We start from the raw sequence: 23,832 nt of genomic DNA on the forward strand, positions 1-23,832 counted from the left end.
TTGGGAATCACGCGCGCCATGCTGCCCAGTCACCGGGGTGATGACCAGCGAGAGAATGTATCGGGATTTTTAGCGAGGCGTGGGGGCGGGCGCATGCCGGCCCCCCGGAGGGGATCAGAGCGCTTCGCTCCACAGGCTGAACGCGAGGCGGTGCCGCGCGCCTGGCGCCAGGTGCAGGACGTCGTCCATCACCTGGGCGGTCTCGATGCAGAGCATGCGCTGCCAGGCGTCGGGGGCGAACTGGGAGAGGCGGGTGGACTTGTCGATCCAGGGGTTCCACACCACCGCCGAGGACGAGCCCTCGGCCTCCAGCACCACGCGGCGGTTCCAGCCGGCATCGTGGATGGCCACACGGCGGGGGACGCCGAGGTAGATGCGGTCGGTCTCGCCGCTGAAGGCCACGTCACCGGCCTGCCGGCGGCGGCTCCAGCCGTCCAGGGTCTCGATGTAGTCGCAGCCGTCCAGCCCTTCGACGCGGGCCTGGTGGATGTCGCTCACGGCGAAGTAGGTGTGCAGCGCCTGGCTGATGGCCAGGGGGGCGTCGCCGAGGTTCTCGGTGTCCAGGGCCAGGTGCAGGCGCTGGGCGTCGAGGCGCAGGGTGAGGCCCAGGCGGGCGGCGTGGGGCCAGCCGGGGAGGGGCTGGCGTCGGGTGTCGAGGCTGAAGCGCAGCTGCACCTCGCCGTCGAGGGCTTCGACGCCGTCCAGCTCCCAGTCCAGGCCGCGTACCAGGCCGTGGGCAGGGGCGTTGCCGTCACCGGGGTAGCACGCCTGCACGGCATCGGGGTTGCGGCGCAGGTCGCCGAACCAGGGCCAGCACACCGGTACGCCGCCGCGTACCGACTGGCCGCGCTGGTAGCCGGCCTGTTCGCTGAGCCAGATCAGCGGCTGCTCGCCGTGGCGGCGGTAGCTGAGCACCTGGGCGCCCTGCTGGGCGACCAGCAGCTCGGCTTCGGCGGTGAGTACCCGCCAGCAGGCGAGCGAGTCCATTTCGATGCGTTCGATCTGCGGGGTCGCGCGGGTCATCGGCGTTCTCTCGTGGGGGATGGCCCGAGCTTGGGCAAGGGCAGGGCCGGCGAGGTTCCCGCCGGCCGGTGCATCAGCTGCGGCGGGGAACCGGGCGGGTGCGGCCGCTGCCGTCGATGGCGACGAACACGAACACCGCTTCGGTGACCTTGCGCCATTCACTGGAGAGGGGGTCGTCGCTCCACACTTCCACCAGCATCTGGATCGAGCTGCGGCCGATCTCCAGGGTCTGGGTATAGAAGGAGAGCTGGGCGCCGACGGCGACCGGGACGAGGAAGGCCATGCGGTCGATGGCCACGGTGGCGACGCGTCCGCCAGCAACCTTGTTGGCCATGGCGGTGCCGGCCAGGTCCATCTGGGAGACCAGCCAGCCGCCGTAGATGTCGCCGAATCCGTTGGTTTCGCGCGGGAGCGCGGTGATCTGCAGGGCCAGGTCGCCCTGGGGAGTCAGGTTTTCTTCTTCTTCGATCTCGATCATGCCTGGGGTGCCTCTACCCCTGTGCTGCTCTGATTTGGCTTCGGTGGGCGGGGAAGGGCACGCTGCCCTGCAAAGAATCCCCGGGCGCCCGTCGACCCACTGCCCGTCGTCCGTGCGCAACAGCGCGCAGTATATAGGTCGGCGTGGCGGGCGACGACCGCCCGGTCGGGCTTTGTCGCGGTCATACGTCAGAGATTGTGTGCCCGGTAGGCCTTTTTGCTATGTTGCGGACCGGCCCGCCGCCAACGCAGTGGCGGGCACGCTTTGCCTGCCCCCGAACAAGAGACCCCACATGGCCACCGTTTCCGCCTCCGAGGCGCCCGCGCGTCCCCTGACCCGTAGCGACTACAAGACCCTGTCCCTGTCCGCCCTGGGCGGCGCCCTCGAGTTCTACGACTTCATCATCTTCGTGTTCTTCGCCGCCGTGGTGGGCAAGCTGTTCTTCCCCGCCGAGATGCCCGAGTGGCTGCGCCAACTGCAGACCTTCGGCATCTTCGCCGCCGGCTACCTGGCGCGGCCGCTGGGGGGCATCGTCATGGCGCACTTCGGCGACCTGCTGGGGCGCAAGCGCATGTTCACCCTGAGCATCTTCCTCATGGCGGTGCCGACCCTGGTGATGGGCCTGCTGCCCACCTACGCGCAGATCGGCATCTGGGCGCCGCTGGCGCTGCTGCTGATGCGGGTGATCCAGGGCGCGGCCATCGGTGGCGAGGTCCCCGGCGCCTGGGTGTTCGTGGCCGAGCACGTGCCGGCGCGGCACGTCGGCTACGCCTGCGGAACGCTCACCTCGGGCCTCACCGCCGGCATCCTGCTGGGCTCGCTGATGGCGACCCTGATCAACACCCTCTACACCCCGGAAGAGGTGCAGGCCTGGGCCTGGCGTGTGCCGTTCCTGGTGGGCGGTGTGTTCGGCCTGTTCTCCGTGTACCTGCGCCGCTGGTTGCACGAGACGCCGGTGTTCGCCGAGCTGCAGCAGCGCAAGGCGCTGGCCGAGGAGGTGCCGCTGAAGGCGGTGCTGCGCGAGCACCGGGGCGCCATCGCCATCAGCATGCTGCTGACCTGGGTGCTGTCGGCCGGCATCGTGGTGGTCATCCTCATGACCCCCACCGTGCTGCAGACCGTGTACGGCTTCGACGCGGCCACCGCGCTCAAGGCCAACAGCCTGGCCATCGTCTGCCTGACCGTCGGCTGCATCGCCTCCGGCGCCCTGGCCGACCGTCTCGGTGCGGGCCGTACCTTCCTGGTGGGCGGGCTGCTGCTGGCGGCCAGTTCCTGGACCTTCTACTCCAGCCTCAAGGCGCACCCGGACTGGCTGTTCCCGCTCTATGCGCTGACCGGGCTGTTCGTCGGCACCATCGGCGCGGTGCCCTACGTGATGGTCAAGGCCTTCCCGCCGGTGGTGCGTTTCTCCGGCCTGTCGTTCTCCTACAACCTCGCCTACGCCATCTTCGGCGGGCTGACACCGATGATCGTGTCGCTGCTGATGAAGTGGGACCCGCTGGGGCCGGCCTACTACGTGGCGGCCCTGTGCGGGGTGGCGGTGTTCATCGGGCTGTACCTGATCGGGCAGAAGCGCTGATCGAGCGCACTTCGTGGGGCACTCCCGTAGGGTGGGCTTCAGCCCACGCTGAGCACCACTGGTGGGCTGAAGCGGAACGCCGCCCGGCCCACCCTACGTGGCCGTCATGTACGGGGCGGCGATGCGGTTCGCCGAGCTCACCGCATCCTACGACCGGCTCTATGCGCTGTGGGGCTGGCCTGGCCATCACCGGGCGGTGGAGGTTACCCGCCAGACCGTGTTGCCGACGTCGTCGGTCACCAGCAGGGCGCCCTGGGCGTCCAGGCGCACGTCCACGGGGCGGCCCTGGGCGTTGCCGTCGGCGTCGAGGAAGCCGGTCAGCACGTCCACCGGCTGGCCATTGGGCTTGCCGTCCTTGAAGGGCACGAAGATCACCTTGTAGCCGCTGTGGGGCTTGCGGTTCCAGGAGCCGTGCTGGGCGACGAACAGGCCGTTCTGGAAATCCGGCAGGGCGCTGCCGCGGCCGAAGGCGATGCCAAGGGAGGCGGTGTGCGGGCCCAGGGCATAGTCCGGCACCAGGGCGCTGGCGACCTTCTCCGGGTTGGCCGGTTGCACGCGTTCGTCGACGTGCTGGCCGTAGTAGCTCCAGGGCCAGCCGTAGAAGCCGCCGTCCTTCACCGAGGTGATGTAGTCGGGCACCAGGTCGCTGCCGATCTCGTCACGCTCGTTCACTGCCGTCCACAGCGCGCCGCTGTCCGGCTCCCAGGCCAGGCCGTTGGGGTTGCGCAGGCCACCGGCGAACAGGCGCTTGGTGCCGCTGGCGCGGTCCACTTCCCAGATCGCGGCGCGGCCTTGCTCCATCTCCAGGCCGTTCTCGCCGACGTTGCTGTTGGAGCCGACGGTGACATAGAGCCGGGTGCCGTCGCGGCTGGCGATGACGTTCTTGGTCCAGTGGTGGTTGATGCCCGCCGGCAGGTCGGTGACCCGCTGCGGCGTGGCGTCGATGCGGGTCTGGCCGGGCTGGTAGGGCACCTTCACCAAGGCGTCGGCGTTGGCGACATACAGGGTGTCGTCCACCAGGGCCATGCCGAAGGGCGAATGCAGGTTTTCCAGGAAGGGCGTCTTCAGGTCGGCCACGCCGTCGCCGTCGGTGTCCCGCAACAGGGTGATGCGGTCGGCGCTGGGGGTGCGGGCGCCGGCCTTCTCCATGATCTTGCCGGCGATCCAGCCCTTGAGGCTGAAGCCGCCGTCACTGGCCGGGGCGTTGCTCTCGGCCACCAGCACGTCGCCATTGGGCAGCAGGTACAGCCAGCGCGGGTGGTCCAGGCCCTCGGCGAAGGCCTTCACCTCGGTGCCCTGGGTGGCCTGGGGACGGCCGCCTGCGGGCCAGCCGGTGGCGGGGGCGATGTTCACCGTGGGGACCAGGGTCTTGTTCGGCGCGGGCAATTGCGGGGTGGGGCCGGTGCCGTCGGCCACCTGCAGGGCGGCACGCTCGCCGCAGGCGGCACAGAGGACGGCGAGGCTGAGGGGCAGCAGGTGCAGCGCTTTCATGGGGTTCTCCTTGAGCGGGCCTGGTGGGCTTCCTGTCGGGATGAGTGGCGGTCGCCAGGGATTGGACCGGCATGATGGCCATTCATCCAATTGTCATATTCGGGTCATAGAGTGTTCACACGGCCTTCCGATACTGGCCCCCGACTCATCCAACCCTATCCTCTGCTAGGAGCAAGGCATGAAACTGAAGCGTTTGATGGCGGCCCTGACCTTCGTCGCCGCCGGCGTTGCCACCGCCAGCGCGGTTGCCGCCGTCGACCCGTCCATCCCGTCCTACACCAAGACCACCGGTGTGTCGGGCAACCTCTCCAGCGTCGGTTCGGACACCCTGGCCAACCTGATGACCCTGTGGGCCGAAGCGTACAAGCGCGAATACCCCAACGTGAACATCCAGATCCAGGCTGCCGGTTCCTCCACCGCGCCGCCGGCCCTGACCGAGGGTACCGCCAACCTCGGCCCGATGAGCCGCAAGATGAAGGACGTCGAGCTGCAGGCCTTCGAGCAGAAGTACGGCTACAAGCCCACCGCCGTCCCGGTGGCCGTCGACGCCCTGGCGATCTTCGTGCACAAGGACAACCCCATCAAAGGCCTGACCATGCAGCAGGTCGACGCCATCTTCTCCGCCAACCGCCTGTGCGGTGGCAAGAGCAACATCAAGACCTGGGGTGAGCTGGGCGTGACCGGCGACCTGGCCGACAAGCCGATCCAGCTGTTCGGCCGCAACTCGGTATCCGGCACCTACGGCTACTTCAAGGAAGAAGCCCTGTGCAAAGGCGACTTCAAGGCCAACGTCAACGAGCAGCCGGGCTCCGCCTCCGTGGTGCAGTCCATCAGCCAGTCCCTGAACGGCATCGGCTACTCCGGCATCGGCTACAAGACGTCCAGCGTGAAGACCGTGGCCCTGGCCAAGAAGGAAGGCGGCGAGTTCGTTGAAGACAACGAGCAGAACGCCCTGAACGGCAGCTACCCGCTGTCCCGCTTCCTCTACGTCTACGTCAACAAGGCCCCGAACAAGCCTCTGGCCCCGCTGGAAGCCGAGTTCATCAAGCTGGTGCTGTCCCAGCAGGGTCAGCAGGTTGTGGTGAAAGACGGCTACATCCCGCTGCCGGCCAAAGTGGCCGAGAAAGCCATGAAGGATCTGGGCCTGTAATCCAGGGCAGATGAAGGGGCGGCTTCCCCCATCGGCCGCCCCGCAAGGATGCGACGGCGTCGGGTGATCCCCGGCGCGAAGGCCCGCCCCCGGCATCACGCCCCGGGCGGGCTTCGTTGCGTCACCACGCTGTCATCTTTCTGTCATACGAAGGCTTTAGGGTGTGCCCCATGAATGACCTGGCCAGTTCTCCCATGACCTCGACGAATCCCCCCGCGCGCATCGACTTCAATACGCCGGCGATGCAGCGCAAGCGGCGCATTCGCGCGCTGAAAGACAACCTGACCCGCTGGTACGTGCTGGTGGGCGGCCTCGCGGTCCTCGCGGCCATCACCCTGATCTTCTTCTACCTCGCCTACGTGGTGCTGCCCCTGTTCAAGGGTGCCGAGCTGACCGCGAAGAAGGTGCAGGCCCCGGCCTGGCTGCAACAGGAGACCGGCAAGCCGCTGCTGCTGACCCTGGAAGAGCAGAACCAGGTGGGCATGCGCGTTTCCGACAAGGGCGAGGTGGTGTTCTTCGCCACGAAGGACGGCGCCGAACTCCAGCGCGTCGCCCTGCCGCTGCCGGAAGGTGTCAGCGTCGCCTCCATCGGCCAGGACCAGCCCGGCCAGCCGCTGGTGGCCCTCGGCCTGTCCAACGGCCAGGTGCTGCTGTTCAAGCACAGCTACCAGGTGACCTACCCGGACAACAAGCGCGTGATCACCCCGCGTATCGACTACCCCTTCGGCGACAAGCCCATGGCACTGAACCCCGAGGGCAAGCCGCTGGAGCACGTGGCCGTCAACCAGAACGACGAGACCCTGGTCCTGGCCGGCTCCACCGGCAACCAGCTCTACGTGCAGGAGCTGGTGAGCCAGGAGAACATGCTCACCGGCGAGACCACGGTCGAGCAGAACGCCATCGCCCTGCCGCAGATGGTCGAGCCGATCAAGGCCATCTACGTCGACCCGCGCCAGCAGTGGCTGTACGTGATCAACGGGCGTGCCCAGGCCGACGTCTTCAGCCTGCGTGAGCACGCTCTCAACGGCCGCTACAAGCTGTTCGAGGACGGCGACCGCGAAACCACCGCCAGCGCCCTGCTGCTGGGTGGCATCTCCCTCATGGTGGGCGACTCCAAGGGCAGCATCGGCCAGTGGTTCATGGTCCGTGGTGCCGACGGCGAAGCGCGCCTGACCCACATCCGCAGCTTCCAGCTGGGCAGCGCCCCGGTGGTGCAGATCGCCCCGGAAGAACGCCGCAAGGGCTTCCTCGGCCTGGATGCCAGCGGCAAGCTCGGCGTCTTCCACAGCACCGCCGAACGCACCCTGCTGATCGAGCCGGTGACCGAAGGTGCCGGCATGCTGGCCCTGTCGCCCCGCGCCAACCGCGTGGTGGTGGAGGCCGATGGCAAGTTCCTGCCGTTCCGCCTGTCCAACCCGCACCCGGAAGTCTCCTGGAGCGCGCTGTGGGGCAAGGTCTGGTACGAGAGCTACGACGCGCCCAAGTACGTCTGGCAGTCCACCGCCGCCAACACCGACTTCGAGCCCAAGCTGAGCCTGGCGCCGCTGACCTTCGGCACCCTCAAGGCCGCCTTCTACGCCATGCTGCTGGCCGCTCCGCTGGCCATCGCCGCCGCCATCTACACCGCCTACTTCATGGCCCCCGGCATGCGCCGCAAGGTCAAGCCGGTGATCGAACTGATGGAAGCGCTGCCGACGGTGATCCTCGGCTTCTTCGCCGGCCTGTTCCTGGCGCCCTACGTCGAAGGCCACCTGCCGGGCATCTTCAGCCTGCTGCTGCTGACCCCCATCGGCATCCTGCTGGCCGGCTTCATCTGGAGCCGCATGCCGGAGTCGGTGCGCCTGCGCGTGCCGGACGGCTTCGAAGCCGCCATCCTGATCCCCGTCGTCCTGCTGGTGGGCTGGTTCGCCCTGGGCATGAGCCCGCTGCTGGAAACCTGGTTCTTCGGCGGTGACATGCGCCTGTGGATCAGCAACGACCTGGGCATCACCTACGACCAGCGCAACGCCCTGATCGTCGGCCTGGCCATGGGCTTCGCGGTGATCCCGAACATCTTCTCCATCGCCGAAGACGCCATCTTCAGCGTGCCCAAGAGCCTCACCTACGGCTCCCTGGCCCTGGGTGCCACGCCCTGGCAGACGCTGACCCGCGTGGTGATCCTCACCGCCAGCCCGGGCATCTTCTCCGCCCTGATGATCGGCCTCGGCCGTGCGGTGGGCGAGACCATGATCGTGCTGATGGCCACCGGCAACACCCCGGTGATGGAAGTGAACATCTTCGAAGGCATGCGCACCCTGGCGGCCAACGTCGCGGTGGAGATGCCGGAATCCGAAGTGGGCGGCTCGCACTACCGCGTGCTGTTCCTCGCCGCGCTGGTGCTGCTGATGTTCACCTTCGTGATGAACACCCTGGCCGAACTGATCCGCCAGCGCCTGCGCAAGAAGTACGCATCCCTGTAAGGCGGCCCGCGCCGCGATGGCCCCCTCCCGGCGGGAGGGGGTGTGGACAAACAAGCGCCTCCGGCCCCGGGCGGGAGGCACTGGAAGACTCACGAGTTGGAGACATCCGTGAAAAAGGTTTCCCTCAAGAACTGGTTCGAGAGCGGCGCACCGGGCGTCTGGATGAGCGGTGGCGCCGTGGCCATCGCCGTCATCATGACCATCGGCCTGCTCTCGGTGATCGCCGTGCGCGGCCTCGGCCACTTCTGGCCGGCCGACCTGGTCGAAGCGCAGTACAGCATCCCCGGCCAGGCCCCCAAGGCGGTGATCGGCGAGGCCGTGCAGATCGAGGAAGTGCCCAGCGCGCGCCTCAAGAGCGCCGGCCTGCCGGTGCAGGACGACAGCCCCGAGTTCATGACCCGCGAGCTGCTCAAGGTGGGCAACCGCGAGGTCTACGGCGCGGACTTCACCTGGGTGGTGGGCGAGTGGCTGAAGGACCTGCAGAAGCCTGCTGACCTGATCGCCATGGAGCGCCGCGAGTGGGGCAACTTCTACGGCCGCCTGGTGAGCGTGAAGGAGAACGGCAAGGTGATCGCCGAAGGCGAGGCCGCCATGCCCGTGCTGCAGGAGCGCCTGAAGCGCGTCGACGACCTCTACGCCCAGCTCTACCGGCTGGAGAAGAAGGAGATCGGCGGCATCAACCACGGCCTCGAACGCCTGCGCCTGGAAGGCCGCAAGCTGGAACTCAAGGGTGAGCTGGACGCCGTGGCCCAGGCCGACCTGGCCGCGCGCCGCGCCGAGCTGGACGCCCGCTACAAGACCCTCGAAGGCCAGCTGACCGAGCTGCACCAGGCCTTCAACCGCGACAGCGTGGTGGTGCGCGAAGCCGGTGGCCAGGAGCAGGAAATCACCCTGGGCAAGGTGGTGCACGCCTACCAGCCCAACGCCATGGGCGTGATGGACAAGCTGGGCTTCTACTTCAAGAAGCTCTGGGAATTCCTCGCCGACGACCCGCGTGAAGCCAACACCGAGGGCGGCATCTTCCCGGCTATCTTCGGCACCGTGATGATGACCCTGATCATGGCCGTGATCGTCACCCCCTTCGGCGTGGTGGCCGCCATCTACCTGCGCGAGTACGCCAAGCAGGGCGTGCTGACCCGCGTCATCCGCATCGCCGTGAACAACCTGGCCGGCGTCCCCGCCATCGTCTACGGCGTGTTCGGCCTGGGCTTCTTCGTCTACGTGGTGGGCGGCTCGCTGGACCGCATGTTCTTCCCCGAGGCCGCCCCGGCGCCGACCTTCGGCACCCCGGGCCTGCTCTGGGCCTCGCTGACCCTGGCGATCCTCGCCGTGCCGGTGGTGATCGTCGCCACCGAGGAAGGCCTGGCGCGCATCCCCCGTGCGGTGCGTGAAGGCTCCCTGGCCCTCGGTGCGACCAAGGCCGAGACCCTGTGGAAGATCGTCCTGCCCATGGCCAGCCCGGCCATGATGACCGGCCTGATCCTCGCCGTGGCCCGCGCCGCCGGCGAAGTGGCGCCGCTGATGCTGGTGGGCGTGGTGAAGCTGGCCCCGAGCCTGCCGGTGGACGGCAACTACCCGTACCTGCACCTGGACCAGAAGATCATGCACCTGGGCTTCCACATCTACGACGTCGGCTTCCAGAGCCCCAACGTCGAGGCCGCCCGCCCGCTGGTGTACGCCACCGCGCTGCTGCTGGTGCTGGTGATCGCCCTGCTGAACTTCTCGGCCGTGGCCATCCGCAACCACCTGCGCGAGAAGTACAAGGCGCTGGAAAACTGATCGAACGCCCGGCGGCCCCCAGGGCCGCCGCGCCTGAATACCTGAGCGCGTAGCCACCGGCTACGAACGGAGCGAGACCATGCAACACGAGACCCACAGCCACGGCGTCAACATCTCCGCCCTGGGCCGCGGCAAGCAGAGCCTGAACCTGGCCGACGAGACCGTCGCCCTGGAAGTGCCGGGCCTGAACCTGTTCTACGGCGAGAAGCAGGCCCTCTACGACGTGCGGATGAACATCCCCAAGCAGCGCGTGACCGCCTTCATCGGCCCGTCCGGCTGCGGCAAGTCGACCCTGCTGCGTTGCTTCAACCGCATGAACGACCTGGTGGACGGCTGCCGCGTGGACGGCGAGATCCGCCTGGACGGCAACAACATCTACCGCAAGGGCGAGGAAGTAGCCGAGCTGCGCCGCCGCGTCGGCATGGTGTTCCAGAAGCCCAACCCCTTCCCCAAGAGCATCTACGAGAACGTCGTCTACGGCCTGCGCATCCAGGGCATCAACAAGAAGCGCGTGCTCGACGAAGCCGTCGAGTGGGCCCTGAAGGGCGCCGCCCTGTGGGACGAGGTGAAGGACCGCCTGCACGAATCCGCCCTCGGCCTCTCCGGCGGCCAGCAGCAGCGCCTGGTCATCGCCCGCACCATCGCGGTCGAGCCTGAAGTGCTGCTGCTCGACGAGCCCTGCTCGGCCCTCGACCCGATCTCCACCCTCAAGGTGGAAGAGCTGATCTACGAGCTGAAGAGCAAGTACACCATCGTCATCGTCACCCACAACATGCAGCAGGCCGCGCGCGTCTCCGACTACACGGCGTTCATGTACATGGGCAAGCTGATCGAGTTCGGCGATACCGATACGCTGTTCACCAACCCGGCCAAGAAGCAGACCGAGGACTACATCACCGGCCGCTACGGCTAGTGGCCGGGGCGGCCCGCCTGCGCGGGCACCCACGGGTGGACCCGGACAACACGAATGACCTGTAGCTGGCGGCGTGGAGCCTGCAGCTTTCGCGGAGCGAACAATGATCGACAAAGACAGCCTTACCCACCACATCTCCCAGCAGTTCAACGCCGAGCTGGAAGAGGTGCGCAGCCACCTCCTGGCCATGGGCGGCCTGGTGGAGAAGCAGGTGAACGACGCCGTCACCGCGCTGATCGACGCCGACTCGGGCCTGGCCCAGCAGGTGCGCGAGATCGACGACCAGATCAACCAGATGGAGCGCAACATCGACGAGGAGTGCGTGCGCATCCTCGCCCGTCGCCAGCCGGCCGCCTCCGACCTGCGCCTGATCATCAGCATCTCCAAGTCGGTGATCGACCTGGAGCGCATCGGCGACGAATCCTCGAAGATCGCCCGCCGCGCCATCCAGCTGTGCGAAGAGGGCGTCTCGCCCCGGGGCTACGTCGAGGTGCGCCACATCGGCGACCAGGTGCGCAAGATGGTCCAGGAGGCGCTGGACGCCTTCGCCCGCTTCGACGCCGACCTGGCCCTGTCGGTGGCCCAGTACGACAAGAACATCGACCGCGAGTACAAGACCGCCCTGCGCGAGCTGGTCACCTACATGATGGAAGACCCCCGCGCCATCAGCCGCGTGCTCAACGTCATCTGGGCCCTGCGCTCGCTGGAACGCATCGGTGACCACGCGCGCAACATCGCCGAACTGGTGATCTACCTGGTCCGCGGCACCGACGTGCGTCACATGGGCCTGGCCCGCATGCAGGAAGAGGTGAAGGGCTCGGCCAAGTCCGAGTAAGCTTCGCCTACGGACCGGTCGCCCTTTTCCCGCTGGACCCGTCGCGCCCCGGCTTGCCCGGGGCGCATTCTATTTGGCACAGCGCTATCGCCCGCAGCTATGCTTAGGTCCGGTCTGAGAGGAGTGGTTGATGAGCAAAGTTACTGTGCTGGTGGTGGACGACGCGTCCTTTATTCGTGACCTGGTGAAAAAGGGCCTGCGCGACCATTTCCCGGGTATCCAGATCGAAGAAGCGGTGAACGGCCGCAAGGCCCAGCAGATGCTCAGCCGCTCGTCGGTGGACCTGATCCTCTGCGACTGGGAGATGCCGGAGATGTCCGGCCTCGAGCTGCTCACCTGGTGCCGCGCCGAGGAAAGCCACAAGACCACGCCCTTCGTCATGGTCACCAGCCGTGGCGACAAGGAGAACGTGGTGCAGGCCATCCAGGCCGGCGTCTCCGACTACATCGGCAAGCCCTTCTCCAACGACCAGCTGGTGACCAAGGTCAAGAAGCAGCTGGCCCGCGCCGGCCGCCTCGAAGCCCTGGCCGCCTCCGCACCGCCCAAGATGCTCAGCACCGGCGGCTTCGCCAACGACTCCCTGGCCGCGCTGACCGGTGGCAAGGGCGCCGACGTGGTCAAGCCCAGCAGCCCCGGCGCCAAGCCGGCGGTCCAGGCCGCCGCTGCCTTCGCCGCGCCGGCCAAGAGCGCCGCGCCCAAGGTGCCCGCCGGCCGTGGCCAGGCCCAGTTGCGCCTGCCCTCGGCGGTGCTCTCCTGCGTGATCAAGACCATCAGCCTCAAGGACGCCCACCTGGTGGTGAAGCGGGGCGACCCGCTGCCCCAGGTACTGGAAAGCGCCGTGCTCGACCTGGAGCAGGGCGAGGGCGGCGAAGTGGCGCGCCTCAACGGCTACCTGCACGCCGTTGCTGCGCTGGAGCCCAAGCCCGACAGCGAGTGGCTGCAGCTCACCTTCCGCTTCGTCGACCGCGACCCGCAGAAGCTCGACTACCTGTCGCGCCTGATCGCCCGCGGCACCGCCCAGAAGCACTTCGTCCCCGGCGCCTGATGCCCGCCGGTCCGCCCGGACCGGCCCCCAGCCAACCCCGTCACAGCCCGACCGTCGGCGCCTCGCACAGGACCGGCGGCGCTGCTAGGCTTGCCAGCTCATAACACTCATGAAACGTGCAGTCATGCCAGGGCGCGCTCTACTCCTCTGCTGCTTGCTGGTGGCCGCCATGCCCGCCAGCGCACTGACCATCTACAAGTACACCGACGCCAACGGCGTGGTGACCTACACCGACAAGGCCGTCTCCGGCGCCCAGGTGTTCGTCTTCCGCGACCGCATGGTGGAGCGGCTGGACCGCTCGGTGAAGCTGGAGACCCAGAAACACGACGCCGGCGAGACCCTGCTGGTGCGCAACGATCTGTTCGCCCCGGTGGAAGTGGAGCTGAGCCTGGAGAACGTCAGCAACGCCGTCGGCGATCCTGGCCGGCCGATCCGCTGGGTGCTCCCCCCGCGCAGCAAGATCCGCCTGGTCACCCTCAGCCCCGAGAACCCCGGCAAGGCCCTGCGCTACAAGCCGCGCCTGCGCTACGCCCTGGGCGATCCCCGGCAGCAACCCTCGCTGTACCGCTACCCGCTGCCCTGGCTCGGTGGCCCGTTCCGTCTGACCCAGGGCGCCAACGGCCAGTACAGCCACTTCACCCCCAAGGGGCGCTATGCCCAGGACGTGGCCATGCCCGAAGGCACGCCCATCGTCGCCGCCCGCGCCGGCATGGTGGTGAAGACCGAGAACCGCCAGAGCGGCCGCGGCGAGAACCCCTCCGGCAACTTCGTGCGCATCCTCCACGACGACGGCACCATGGGCGTCTACCTGCACCTCATGAAGGGCTCGGTGCAGGTCCAGGAAGGCCAGCGCGTAGCCCTCGGCGAGCAGATCGGCCGCTCCGGCAACACCGGCAACAGCACCGGCCCGCACCTGCACTTCGTCATCCAGCGCAACGTCGGCCTGGCCCTGGAGTCCATCCCCTTCGACTTCGCCCAGCCGGTGGACAGCCTGCCCAACTTCGCCGTCGGCGGCGAATGACGGCGCTTGCGTCAATCCGCACGGCGCGCCTAAGATGCGCGCCTTCCCCCCCAACCCGACAGCAAAGGAGGTTCATCATGCAGACACTGACCACCCTTTGCAGGTCGCGCCAGGCTTAATCGCTTCTCCGTCCTCCTTCTCGACGGTTCCGCATCGCCCGGCCCCAGGCCTGCCAAATCCAAGCATTTTCGTTTCAACCCATTTGGATTGGACCATGGGCACTTGCATTCGCAATCTGGCCGACGGCATCACCCTGATCGCCGCGGACGACACCTGGATCGAAGGAAAAGCGATCCAGCAACTTGAAACCACCGCCCGCCTGCCGGGCATGCAACGGGTGGCCGGCATGCCGGACCTGCACCCGGGGCGCGGCTACCCGGTGGGCGCCGCGTTCTTCTCCAGCGGCCGTTTCTACCCCGCCCTGGTGGGCAACGACATCGGCTGCGGCATGGCCTTCTGGCGCACCGACATCCCCGTCGCCAAGCTCCACCTGGACAAGCTGGAGAAGCGCCTGGGCTCCCTCGACGCGCCGCTGGACGACAGCTGGCACGAGGCGATCGCCGCCTTCGGCCTGCCGCCCTGCGGACACGAGCGCTCCCTGGGCACCATCGGTGGCGGCAACCACTTCGCCGAGCTGCAGCAGCTCGACGAAGCCTACGACGCCGACGCCCTGGCGGCCTTGGGCATCGACCGCAAGCACCTGCTCCTGCTGGTGCACAGCGGCTCGCGTGGCCTGGGCGAAGCCATCCTGCGCGAGCAGGTGGACCGCTTCAGCCACGCTGGCCTGGAGGCCGGCAGCCTGGAGGCCGAGCACTACCTGGCCCGCCACGACGGCGCCCTGCGCTTCGCCGAAGCCAACCGGCAACTGATCGCCCGGCGCATCCTCGACCGCCTGCGTGCAGACGGCGAACAACTGCTGGACGTGAACCACAACCTCGTCTCCGCCGCGACCATCGGTGGCGTCGATGGCTGGCTGCACCGCAAGGGCGCCACCCCCGCCGACCAGGGCGTGATGGTCATCCCCGGTTCCCGGGGTGACTACAGCTACCTGGTGGCCCCGGTTCCCGACGAGCGCAGCCTCAACTCCCTGGCCCACGGCGCCGGGCGCAAGTGGATGCGCAGCGAGTGCAAGGACCGCCTCGCCAAGCGCTACAGCGTCGAGCAGCTGGAACGCACCGCCCTTGGCAGCCGGGTGATCTGCGCCGACCGCGCGCTGATCTACGAGGAAGCGCCGGAAGCCTACAAGGCCATCGACTCGGTGGTCGGCGCCCTGCGCGATGCCGGGCTGGTGCAGGTGCTGGCGCGGCTCAAGCCGGTGCTGACCTACAAGACGCGCGGAGGGTGCTGCTGATGATCCTCCTGCAACTCTCGGCGGCCCAGGGACCGGACGAATGCGCCCTGGCCGTGGCCAAGGCGCTGCAGCGGCTGATGCACGAAGCCACGCAGCGGCAGGTGCGCGTCCAGGTACTGGAGCGGGAGGAGGGTGCCCGGCGCGGCACCCTCGTCTCCGCCCTCCTGGCCCTGGACGGCGATCAGGCCGACGGCCTCGCCCGGGACTGGGAAGGCACCCTGCAATGGACCTGCCCCAGCCCCTACCGGCCCAACCACGGGCGCAAGAACTGGTTCTTCGGCGGGGCCCGCTTCGCCCCGCCGCCGGCCAGCCTCGAAGGCGAGATCCGCTTCGAAGCCCTGCGCGCTTCCGGCCCCGGCGGGCAACACGTCAACACCACCGACTCGGCGGTGCGCGCCACCCACCTGGCCAGCGGCATCAGCGTCAAGGTGCAGAGCGAGCGCAGCCAGCACGCCAACAAGCGCCTGGCCATCCTCCTCATCGGCCAGCGCCTGGCGCAACGGGCCGATGAGGCGGACGGCGCCCTGCGCGCGGAGCGCCGCCTGTTCCACCACCGGGTGGAGCGGGGCAACCCGTTGCGCTGCTTCAAGGGCGAGCGGTTCGAACCGGTGTGAACACGCGCGCAGGTCGGGTTCGCCCGCACCTGCGCGTCATCGGTGATCCATCAACTGCTCTGGCTGGCCTTCATCGAGGCCAGCAACGTGCCTTGCGGCGGCGCTGCCCGGAAGTGCCGGTACAACCCGTCGAAGATCGCGTTCGCCACCCGCTGCTGGTGGCGGGCATCGATCAGCCGACGGCAATCACCCGGGTTGGACATGAAGCCGGTTTCCACCAGCACCGAGGGGATGTCCGGGGACTTGAGTACGGCGAAGCCCGCCTGCTCGACCCGCTTCTGGTGCACGCCCGCCACACCCTGCAGGCTGCCCAGGATGCTCTTGCCCAGGTCCAGGCTGGTGGCAATGGTGGCGGTCATCGACATGTCGAGGATCACCCCGGCCAGCATCGGGTCCTTGTCCTTCAGCGACAGCAGACGCTCGGCACCGATCAGGTCCACACGGTTCTCGCGCTCGGCGAGCCAGCGCGCCGTGGTGGACGTCGCACCGCCCTGGGACAGCGCGAAGACCGACGCCCCGGAGGCACTGCGCCTGGGCGCCGCATCGGCATGGACGGAGATGAACAGATCGGCGTTGCGCCGCCGGGCGATCTCGACCCGCTTGCGCAGCGGCACGAACACGTCGTCATTGCGCACCAGGTGGGCCTTGAAGCCCTTCTGGGCATTCACCTTCCTGGCCAGCAGGCGGGCGATGGCCAGTGCCACCGCCTTCTCCTGCTCACCGTTGAAACCGATGGCGCCCGGGTCCTTGCCGCCGTGGCCCGCGTCGATGGCGACGACGATGTCCCGCTGCCCGCCCGCAGGGGCGACCGCCGGAGCGGCCGGCGCCCACGCAGGGGTGGGCGTGAGCGGCTGGAAGTCCAGCACCAGCCGGTGCCCCTTGCCCTCCCCAGGTGGTAGCAGGAAGCTGCTCAGCTGCGCCGGTGCCTGCAGGTCGAACACCAGCCGCGTGCTGCGGCCCTGCAGACCACTGCGGACCGAACGGATCGGCCCCTGGCCCAGCGCCAGGTCTTGCAGCTGAGCCAGCAGGCGGGTGTCGTCCAGGTCGACGATGACCCGCTCCGGCGCGGCCAGCGCGAAGCTGCGGAAGTTCACCGGGCCGCTGAGGTCCAGCACGATGCGCAGGCGGTCGGCCGTCCGCCAGCTGCGAACCTGGGTGATGGCCTGGGCGGCGGAGGCCGTGGAAGCGAAGGGCAGGGTGAAACCGGCGAGCACGAACTTGAGCAGATGACGGCGATCCATGAGGGGGCTCCATCGCATCGAGGAAAGCAGGATCGGTCAATTATGTTATAAAGTAACATTTTTGCGCAGCCTGATTCCGGCTCTACGCTCCCTCTACCGTGCGTTTCGCACCCACAAAAAACGGGGCCCTTCGGCCCCGTTCTTCATTCCAGCTGGCGGTCACGCCCGGGCTTATTCCCCCGGGATGTCCTTGCGCAGCTTCACCGCCTCTTCCTTGCGTCCACGGGCGATGCGCATGCGGATGTTCAGCGCCTCCACGCCCAGGGAGAAGGCCATGGCGAAGTAGACGTAGCCCTTCGGCACGTGGACTTCGAAAGCCTCGGCGATGAGCACGGTGCCCACCACCACCAGGAAGGCCAGGGCCAGCATCTTCAGGCTCGGGTGCTTGTCGATGAAGGCACTGATGGTGCCGGCGGCGGCCATCATCACCAGCACGGCGACGATGATCGCGGCGACCATCACCGGCACGTGGGAAACCATGCCCACGGCGGTGATCACCGAGTCCAGGGAGAACACGATGTCGATGATGGCGATCTGGATGATGGTGGCGATGAAGTTGCCGCCCTTGCCCTTGGGCGCCTCGCTGGCCTCGTCCTCGCCTTCCAGGCTGTGGAACATCTCGGTGCTGCTCTTCCACAGCAGGAACAGGCCGCCGAAGAACAGGATCAGGTCACGGCCGGAGATGCCCTGGTCGAACACATGGAACAGGTCGGCGGTGAGCCGCATGATCCAGGTGATCGACAGCAGCAGCAGGATGCGCGTGACCATCGCCAGCGCCAGGCCGAAGAGCCGGGTGCGTGCCTGCATGTGCGGCGGCATGCGGCCCACGAGGATGGCGATCATGATGATGTTGTCGATGCCCAGGACGATCTCCAGGGCGGTCAGGGTGAAGAAGGCGACCCAGATTTCCGGGCTGGTCAGCCATTCCATGATGCGTGTACCTCGTGGTGTCGACGGCTAGGTTGGAGCACGGCCACGCCGGAAAGTGCGAGCCTTTCCGGCGTGAATGAATTAAAGGAGGCGCCTGACCCTCACGGGGTGCCGAACAGCGGGAAGACCCCGAGCAGCAGCGCGGCGAGCAGGATACACAGGCAGATCAGAACCGCCCACTTCAACGTGAAGCGCTGGTGGTCGCCGAATTCGATCTTCGCCAGGCCCACCAGCAGGTAGGTGGAGGGCACCAGCGGGCTCAGCAGGTGCACCGGCTGGCCCACGATAGAGGCCCGCGCCATCTCCACCGGGCTGATGCCGTAATGGCCCGCCGCCTCGGCCAGCACCGGCAACACGCCGTAATAAAAAGCGTCGTTGGACATGAAGAAAGTGAACGGCATGCTCACCACCGCCGTGATCACCGCCATGTACGGCCCCATGGACGGCGGGATCACCGCCAGCAGGCTCTTGGACATCGCCTCCACCATCCCCGTGCCGGAGAGGATGCCGGTGAAGATGCCGGCCGCGAAGATCAGCCCCACCACCGCCAGCACGTTGCCGGCATGGGCCGCCACGCGCTCCTTCTGCTGCTGCAGGCAGGGGTAGTTGATGATCATCGCGATGCTGAAGGCCACCATGAACAGCACCGGCAGCGGCATCAGGCCGAGGATCAGCGTCACCATCAGGGCAGCCGTCAGCGCCGCGTTCACCCACAGCAGCTTCGGCCGGCGCGCCTCGGGGAACTGCGACACGCTGATGTCCACATGGCTTTCCGGCAGGTCAGGCAGCTGCAGCACGCCCAGGCGGGCGCGCTCGCGCTTGCCATAGGCCCAGGCCAGGCCGAACAGCGCCACGGCACCGGCCGCCATCGCCGGGATCATCGGCACGAAGATGTCCGACGGGTCCACGTGCAGCGCACTGGCCGCACGGGCGGTGGGGCCGCCCCAGGGGGTCATGTTCATGATCCCGCCGGCCAGGATGATCAGCCCGGCCATTATCAGCGGGCTCATGCCCAGGCGGCTGTACAGCGGCAGCAGCGCCGCCACGCAGATCATGTAGGTGGTCGCGCCGTCGCCATCGAGGGAGACGATCAGCGCCAGTGCCGCCGTGCCCATGGACACCTTCAGCGGGTCGCCCTTCACCAGCCGCAGGATCGCGCGCACCGGCGGGTCGAACAGGCCCGAGTCGATCATCAGGGCGAAGTAGAGGATGGCGAACATCAGCATCACGCCCGTGGGCGCCAGCTTGGTGATGCCCTCCAGCATCATCGGGCCGATGCCGGCGGCGAAGCCACCGATCAGCGCGAAGGTGATGGGCACGATGATCAGGGCGATCAGGGCGGACAGGCGCTTGGTCATGATCAGGAACATGAAGGTCATGACCATGGCAAAACCGAGGAAGGTCAGCATGGGAATCTCCGGACGAAAGGCGACGAGGACGGGCGCCGGTCAGCGCGCAGCGGGTCGGGTACGGAGAGGGGGCGGAACGAGGCCGGGGAGGCGGCAGGAGCGGAACATGGCAATCACCCATCTTGTTGTTGTCGGGGTGCCTGGCGCGGAACGGGCAGCGCCGGGCGGCCGGTCTGTGCCGGCGGTGGGGCGATGCTAAGGGGCGAAGCTTTCAGCCAGCTTTCGCTGCGAACCGGCAGCGAACGTGCAGCGAAATCCGGACGGGCGGTCAGCCCGCCCCGGCTTGCAGCAATACCAGCACGGCCACCAGGGTGGCGCCGGAAAGCAGCGTCTGCAGGGTGATGATCCCCGCCATCAGGTGGCCGTCGCCGCCCAGCTGGCGGGTCAGCACATAGGCGGTGGGCGCCGTCGGCAGGGCGAAGAACAGCACCAGGATGCTGCTCTCCATCGCCGGCAGCCCGAGCACTCGCGCCACGACGAAGGCCAGCGCCGGCATCGCCAGCAGCCGCGCCGCGCAGTTCCAGCCCAGGGCTGGCAGCTCGCCACCCAGCTCGCGGGGTTGCAGCGCCGCCCCCACGCAGAGCAGGCCCAGGGGCAGGCTCGCCACCGCCAGCAGGTTGAGCAGCCGGTCCAGCCCGCCGCCCAGGCCCAGCCCCGTCAGGTTGTAGGCTGCGCCAGCCAGGCAGGCGAGGATCAGCGGATTCTTCACCATCGGCAGCAGCAGGCCCCGTGCGCTGACGCCGCGCTCGGCAGTCAGCGACCACACCGACAGCAGGTTCACCGTCGGCACCATCAGCGCCAGCATCAGCGCCGCGATGGCCAGCCCCTCCTTGCCGAACAGGCTGCCGATGGCCGCAAGCCCCAGGTAGGTGTTGAAGCGCAGCACACCCTGGGTGATCGCCCCGAAGCGCGCCGCCGGCCAGCCCAGCAGGCGCCGCGCCAGCAGCAACGCCGCCCAGCCGAGGCCCAGGCCCAGCAGCACCGCCAGCGCCAGGCGCGGCAGCGCCGGGTTGTCCAGCGGCGCCGTGGCCAGGCTGCTGAACAGCAGCGCGGGGAACAGGATGAAGTAGTTCAAACGCTCGGCGGCCGGCCAGAAGGCCTCGCCGGGGAAGTCGACCCGCCGCAGCACGTGGCCGGCGACGATCAGGGCGAACAGGGGCCAGAGGGCCTGGAGCAGGGTCAGCACGGGCGCGTCCGTTTGTCCGGTGGCGAAGGCCGCATCTTGTCCGCCGCGGCCCTCACGGCGCAACCCGCAACGCGCTAGGCTGCGCCTTTGCCAAGGAGTACGCCATGACCACCGCACACACCGGCGGCTGCCACTGCGGCCGCCTGCGCTACCGCTTCGACGCCCCGCTGGCCGACATCGCCCACTGCCATTGCAGCGACTGCCGGCGCATCACCGGCGGCCTGGTGACCACCTGGATCACCGTGCCCCGCGCGGCGTTCACCTGGCTCGACGGGGAGCCGGCGGAGTACCGCTCCTCCGCCACCTGCAGCCGCTACTTCTGTGGCCATTGCGGCTGCCACCTGGCGCTCTACACCAGCCTCAGCCCGGACAGCCTCGACGTCACCGTGGCCACCCTCGACGACGCCCACCAGGCCCCGGCCGACCGCCACATCTGGGTGCGCAGCCGCCTGCCCTGGGTGACCCTCGACCCGCACCTGCCGGAGGAGCAGGAAGAGGCGCTGTGAGTTATCCACAGCGCCCCATCAGCGCGGCGCCGGGCATTCCCGGACTGAAGTCCGGGCTACGGGCTCAGCGCCATCCTACGGGGGAGTTGGCCGTGGCTTTGGCGCGGGACCGCGTGGATCGGTGAAGCGCGATCCACCCTACGGTTGGTGCTACTTGGTCGCGTAGGGTGGATGCCGCTTTTTGCATCCACCAAATGCCCCCGCCCGCACTCTGGTCGGGCTGGGCACGATCCCATCGCGTTCATGCCAGGCCGTGGCACCACCTGTTGCGCTCGGCCTGATGGGCATCGCTCCGTTCAGCGCCATCCTACGGGGGTGCTGGCCATGGCTTTGGCGCGGGTGCGTGGATCGGTGGAGCGTACGGCTGTAGCCCGGGCTTCAGCCCGGGAGCGGCGCCGGGCATTCCCGGACTGAAGTCCGGGCTACGGGCTCAGCGCCATCCTGCGGGGGCGTTGACCGAGGCTTTGGCGCGGGACCGCGTGGATCGGTGAAGCGCGATCCACCCTACGGTTGGTGCTACTTGGTCGCGTAGGGTGGATGCCGCTTTTTGCATCCACCAAATGCCCCCGCCCGCACTCTGGTCGGGCTGGGCACGATCCCATCGCGTCCACGCCAGGCCGTGGCACCACCTGTTGCACTCGGCCCGATGGGCATCGCTGCGCTCAGCGCCATCCTACGGGGCGTTGACCATGGCTTTGGCGCAGGGTGCGTGGATGTATGAAGCGTACGGCTGTAGCCCGGGCTTCAGCCCGGGAGCGGCGCCGGGCATTCCCGGTCTGAGCGCCATCCTGCGGGGTGTTGGTCGTGGCTATGGTGCGCGATCCACCCTGCATCCCTGGGAGCGGGCTCAGGGCAGTTCGAGGCCGCCGGCGGCTTTGTGCAGCTGGCGCAGGTGGGCGCTGAGCTGGTCGAGGTTGGCCTGGGTGGCGTCGAGTTCGGTGAGGATGCGCGGGTCGATCAGTTCGCGCAGTTCGCGGTCGAGGCTGTCGGTGAGCTGGCGCAGGGTGCGCTGGCGGTTGGCGCTCTCTTCCTGCAGGCGTTGCCATTCGCTGGCCTGGGGCAGGCCGTAGCCGCTGCCTTGCAGCAGGTCGGCCGGGCGGCTGAGGAAGCCGCTGTTGGCGAGGATCTGTTCGAGGGTGCCGCCGGCGCGGGAGAACTCGGTCTGGCCGAGGGTGGCGCGGTTGTCCAGGTAGCGGCGCTTGAGGTTGTCCTGGGCGAGCAGCATCTGCCGGCGCATGGCGGCCTGCTCCAGCAGCAGCAGGGCGGCGCTGCCACGCAGGTCGGCGTGTTCGATGTAGGGGCGGCGGCGGGTGGCGTCCTGGGCGAGCCAGGTTTCCACGTCGGCCTCGGGCAGCCCCAGGCGCTGGCGGGCGATGTCGAACATGGCCTGGTAGCGGTCGCGGAAGGAGTCGAAGCGGTAGCCCAGGCGCAGGGCTTCCTTCGGGTCGCGCAGGGGGCTGGGGTCGGCCACGCCGCGCCCTTCCAGCACCGCGAGGAGGCCGTTGGGCATGATGCTGTCGAGGTCGTCCAGGCGCGGGTCGGCGGTGCCGCTGCGCAGCAGCTTGAGGGTCTCGACGGCGCAGTTGTTGGAGAGGAACCAGTAGTTGCCGTCGTAGCTCCAGTGCATCTCGGCGGCACGCTCCACCAGGTTGTGGACCTGCTCGCGGTCCAGGCGCAGGGGCACGGAGGCGAGGCTGCGCATTTCCACCTTGGTGTACTCGTCGATCACCTGGGCCAGCGGCAGGACGAACAGCCGCGAGGGGTAGGCGCCGGTGAGGCCGTCCCAGCTGGAGAGCTGCACATCGCCGACGAAGGCGCGGTAGGAGAGCACCAGGTGCTGGTCGAGGTCGAGCCGGCAGTCCGGGCCGCGCGGGCGACCGGGGGCGCAGATCACCAGGCGCAGCATGGTGTGGCCCCAGCGGCTGGCCCAGTTGTCGTTGGCTTCGGCGAACAGGTAGTCCACTTCGTAGACCCGCTCGGGGTCGAGGCGCCCCAGGGGTTCGCGGCCGAAGTCGCGCCCGGCGTTGAGGTAGGCCAGTTCGCTGGCGCAGGTGCCGGTGGCGTCCGGGGCCCAGCCGAAGTGGTCGCGGAAGTAGCGGTACAGCGCGGGGCGTCGGCAGCGGTAGTCGGGGTCGAGGAGGAAGTACTCCATGTTCACCGCGACGAATTCGCGGGGGTTGGTCAGCTCGTAGAGGTCGGGGCTGCGGGCGGCCTGGTGGTTGTCCGCTTCGCGCTCGCCGCGCTGGCCGACGCGCTGGGGCCAGCCAGCGAGGTCCAGCAGGCGCGGGTCGTCGCTGAAGGTGAAGCGGCGGGCGGTCTGCCCCCGGCATTCGCTGCGCAGGCCGACGGCACCGGTGCTGGCTTGGGCGCTGCGGCAGCGGAAGCCGAGGCTGCGCTGGGCGGCGTCGCGGTAGTGGGCGCGGTCGTAGAGGTGGGTCAGCTCGTGGAGCACGGTGGCAAGCAGTTCGCGGCGCACGGTGCCGTGGGGGCGCGTGGTCTTCTCGCGGGCGGCGCTGCCGTCGGCGAGGGCGGGCAGCAGGGCGCGGTTGAGGTCGAGGGCGTCGATGCGGGTGGCGCGGCCGTAGGCGTTGTCCGGCAGGTCATCGGCCCAGGTGACTTCCACCTGGCGGTCGAGGCGTTCGACGAAGCGCGGCGGCAGCTTCTGCAGGGCTTCGTCGAGCAGGGCCTGGCTGGCCTGGCGCTGGGCGGCGTCGAGGCTGTCGGTCTTGAGCGCCAGGCGCAGATCGGCCCGTGCGCTGGCGCAGGCCAGCAGGGCGGCCAGGCCGAGCGCACCGAGGCGCCACAGACGCAGGCTCAAGGGC

19 protein-coding genes are annotated in these 23,832 nt (G+C 68.5%); 11 read left to right on the top strand and 8 right to left on the bottom strand.

Going from position 1 to position 23,832, the window contains the following annotated elements; translation table 11 throughout:
• Positions 1-114 precede the first annotated feature (114 nt).
• Both FBY21_RS20745 and FBY21_RS20750 read right to left on the bottom strand, forming a co-directional pair.
• Positions 115-1,023, bottom strand: coding sequence for a D-hexose-6-phosphate mutarotase (locus FBY21_RS20745; RefSeq protein WP_142013350.1), 909 nt, complete (start codon positions 1,021-1,023; stop codon positions 115-117).
• Between the two features lie 73 nt (positions 1,024-1,096).
• Positions 1,097-1,501, bottom strand: a complete 405-nt coding sequence (locus FBY21_RS20750; protein ID WP_044409881.1) for an acyl-CoA thioesterase — start codon at positions 1,499-1,501, stop codon at positions 1,097-1,099.
• Between the two features lie 292 nt (positions 1,502-1,793).
• Here FBY21_RS20750 and FBY21_RS20755 point away from each other — a divergent pair, with 292 nt between their 5' ends.
• Positions 1,794-3,080 (top strand): MFS transporter, encoded by a 1,287-nt coding sequence (locus tag FBY21_RS20755; protein WP_142013352.1) that lies wholly within the window; start codon positions 1,794-1,796, stop codon positions 3,078-3,080.
• Positions 3,081-3,266: 186 nt separating this feature from the next.
• Here FBY21_RS20755 and FBY21_RS20760 read toward each other — a convergent pair whose 3' ends face one another.
• Complete coding sequence (locus tag FBY21_RS20760; protein WP_142013354.1) at positions 3,267-4,571, bottom strand: PQQ-dependent sugar dehydrogenase; 1,305 nt, start codon at positions 4,569-4,571, stop codon at positions 3,267-3,269.
• A gap of 178 nt (positions 4,572-4,749) precedes the next feature.
• On the opposite strand from FBY21_RS20760, the gene FBY21_RS20765 reads away from it, so the two are divergent.
• From FBY21_RS20765 to prfH, 9 genes are all read left to right on the top strand, one after another.
• Positions 4,750-5,721, top strand: a complete 972-nt coding sequence (locus tag FBY21_RS20765; RefSeq protein ID WP_044403475.1) for a phosphate ABC transporter substrate-binding protein PstS — start codon at positions 4,750-4,752, stop codon at positions 5,719-5,721.
• Positions 5,722-6,203: 482 nt separating this feature from the next.
• Positions 6,204-8,180, top strand: a complete 1,977-nt coding sequence (locus FBY21_RS20770) for an ABC transporter permease subunit (protein ID WP_174244763.1) — start codon at positions 6,204-6,206, stop codon at positions 8,178-8,180.
• A gap of 162 nt (positions 8,181-8,342) precedes the next feature.
• Positions 8,343-9,959, top strand: a complete 1,617-nt coding sequence (pstA, locus tag FBY21_RS20775; RefSeq protein ID WP_142016543.1) for a phosphate ABC transporter permease PstA — start codon at positions 8,343-8,345, stop codon at positions 9,957-9,959.
• Positions 9,960-10,038: 79 nt separating this feature from the next.
• On the top strand, positions 10,039-10,872 hold the full coding sequence (gene pstB, locus FBY21_RS20780; RefSeq protein WP_044403471.1) for a phosphate ABC transporter ATP-binding protein PstB: 834 nt from the start codon (positions 10,039-10,041) through the stop codon (positions 10,870-10,872).
• A gap of 103 nt (positions 10,873-10,975) precedes the next feature.
• Positions 10,976-11,707 (top strand): phosphate signaling complex protein PhoU, encoded by a 732-nt coding sequence (gene phoU, locus FBY21_RS20785; RefSeq protein WP_044403468.1) that lies wholly within the window; start codon positions 10,976-10,978, stop codon positions 11,705-11,707.
• A 130-nt stretch (positions 11,708-11,837) separates the two neighbouring features.
• Positions 11,838-12,752 (top strand): response regulator, encoded by a 915-nt coding sequence (locus FBY21_RS20790; protein WP_044403466.1) that lies wholly within the window; start codon positions 11,838-11,840, stop codon positions 12,750-12,752.
• A 124-nt stretch (positions 12,753-12,876) separates the two neighbouring features.
• Complete coding sequence (locus FBY21_RS20795) at positions 12,877-13,773, top strand: peptidoglycan DD-metalloendopeptidase family protein (protein WP_142013356.1); 897 nt, start codon at positions 12,877-12,879, stop codon at positions 13,771-13,773.
• 214 nt (positions 13,774-13,987) lie between these two features.
• A complete protein-coding gene (locus FBY21_RS20800; protein ID WP_142013358.1) occupies positions 13,988-15,124 on the top strand; it encodes an RNA ligase RtcB family protein in 1,137 nt (378 codons plus the stop codon).
• The gene (gene prfH / locus FBY21_RS20805) at positions 15,124-15,738 is read left to right on the top strand and encodes a peptide chain release factor H (protein ID WP_142013360.1); all 615 of its coding nucleotides are present in this window, start codon (positions 15,124-15,126) and stop codon (positions 15,736-15,738) included. Before FBY21_RS20800 ends, prfH begins: the two co-directional genes overlap by 1 nt.
• A 50-nt stretch (positions 15,739-15,788) precedes the next feature.
• On the opposite strand, the gene FBY21_RS20810 is transcribed toward prfH, so the two are convergent.
• The 4 genes from FBY21_RS20810 to FBY21_RS20825 all read right to left on the bottom strand — a co-directional run bounded on the left by FBY21_RS20810 (position 15,789) and on the right by FBY21_RS20825 (position 20,567).
• Positions 15,789-16,979: an N-acetylmuramoyl-L-alanine amidase gene (locus FBY21_RS20810; protein WP_142013363.1), complete on the bottom strand. Its 1,191-nt coding sequence runs from the start codon at positions 16,977-16,979 to the stop codon at positions 15,789-15,791.
• Positions 16,980-17,150: 171 nt separating this feature from the next.
• A complete protein-coding gene (locus FBY21_RS20815) occupies positions 17,151-17,909 on the bottom strand; it encodes a TerC family protein (RefSeq protein WP_044403457.1) in 759 nt (252 codons plus the stop codon).
• A gap of 101 nt (positions 17,910-18,010) precedes the next feature.
• Positions 18,011-19,318 (bottom strand): CitMHS family transporter, encoded by a 1,308-nt coding sequence (locus FBY21_RS20820; protein WP_044403455.1) that lies wholly within the window; start codon positions 19,316-19,318, stop codon positions 18,011-18,013.
• Positions 19,319-19,586: 268 nt separating this feature from the next.
• The gene (locus FBY21_RS20825) at positions 19,587-20,567 is read right to left on the bottom strand and encodes an AEC family transporter (RefSeq protein ID WP_409563801.1); all 981 of its coding nucleotides are present in this window, start codon (positions 20,565-20,567) and stop codon (positions 19,587-19,589) included.
• Between the two features lie 41 nt (positions 20,568-20,608).
• Between FBY21_RS20825 and FBY21_RS20830 the strand changes: the two genes are divergently transcribed.
• Positions 20,609-21,010, top strand: a complete 402-nt coding sequence (locus FBY21_RS20830; protein WP_142013367.1) for a GFA family protein — start codon at positions 20,609-20,611, stop codon at positions 21,008-21,010.
• Positions 21,011-21,857: 847 nt separating this feature from the next.
• On the opposite strand, the gene FBY21_RS20835 is transcribed toward FBY21_RS20830, so the two are convergent.
• Positions 21,858-23,828, bottom strand: coding sequence for a DUF4105 domain-containing protein (locus FBY21_RS20835; protein ID WP_409563802.1), 1,971 nt, complete (start codon positions 23,826-23,828; stop codon positions 21,858-21,860).
• Between the last annotated feature and the right edge of the window lie 4 nt (positions 23,829-23,832).

Origin of the sequence: Pseudomonas sp. SLBN-26 (assembly GCF_006715895.1) — a bacterium.
GTDB classification, from domain to species: domain Bacteria; phylum Pseudomonadota; class Gammaproteobacteria; order Pseudomonadales; family Pseudomonadaceae; genus Metapseudomonas; species Metapseudomonas otitidis.

Coding starts and splice junctions, on each gene's coding strand:
- FBY21_RS20765 (WP_044403475.1), top strand. CDS start 4,750: ATGAAACTGAAGCGTTTGATGGCGGCCCTGACCTTCGTCGCCGCCGGC.
- FBY21_RS20815 (WP_044403457.1), bottom strand. CDS start 17,909: ATGGAATGGCTGACCAGCCCGGAAATCTGGGTCGCCTTCTTCACCCTG.
- FBY21_RS20750 (WP_044409881.1), bottom strand. CDS start 1,501: ATGATCGAGATCGAAGAAGAAGAAAACCTGACTCCCCAGGGCGACCTG.
- FBY21_RS20760 (WP_142013354.1), bottom strand. CDS start 4,571: ATGAAAGCGCTGCACCTGCTGCCCCTCAGCCTCGCCGTCCTCTGTGCC.
- FBY21_RS20755 (WP_142013352.1), top strand. CDS start 1,794: ATGGCCACCGTTTCCGCCTCCGAGGCGCCCGCGCGTCCCCTGACCCGT.
- FBY21_RS20790 (WP_044403466.1), top strand. CDS start 11,838: ATGAGCAAAGTTACTGTGCTGGTGGTGGACGACGCGTCCTTTATTCGT.
- FBY21_RS20795 (WP_142013356.1), top strand. CDS start 12,877: ATGCCAGGGCGCGCTCTACTCCTCTGCTGCTTGCTGGTGGCCGCCATG.
- FBY21_RS20745 (WP_142013350.1), bottom strand. CDS start 1,023: ATGACCCGCGCGACCCCGCAGATCGAACGCATCGAAATGGACTCGCTC.
- prfH (WP_142013360.1), top strand. CDS start 15,124: ATGATCCTCCTGCAACTCTCGGCGGCCCAGGGACCGGACGAATGCGCC.
- FBY21_RS20770 (WP_174244763.1), top strand. CDS start 6,204: ATGCGCGTTTCCGACAAGGGCGAGGTGGTGTTCTTCGCCACGAAGGAC.
- FBY21_RS20810 (WP_142013363.1), bottom strand. CDS start 16,979: ATGGATCGCCGTCATCTGCTCAAGTTCGTGCTCGCCGGTTTCACCCTG.
- pstB (WP_044403471.1), top strand. CDS start 10,039: ATGCAACACGAGACCCACAGCCACGGCGTCAACATCTCCGCCCTGGGC.
- pstA (WP_142016543.1), top strand. CDS start 8,343: ATGAGCGGTGGCGCCGTGGCCATCGCCGTCATCATGACCATCGGCCTG.
- FBY21_RS20800 (WP_142013358.1), top strand. CDS start 13,988: ATGGGCACTTGCATTCGCAATCTGGCCGACGGCATCACCCTGATCGCC.
- FBY21_RS20820 (WP_044403455.1), bottom strand. CDS start 19,318: ATGCTGACCTTCCTCGGTTTTGCCATGGTCATGACCTTCATGTTCCTG.
- FBY21_RS20830 (WP_142013367.1), top strand. CDS start 20,609: ATGACCACCGCACACACCGGCGGCTGCCACTGCGGCCGCCTGCGCTAC.
- phoU (WP_044403468.1), top strand. CDS start 10,976: ATGATCGACAAAGACAGCCTTACCCACCACATCTCCCAGCAGTTCAAC.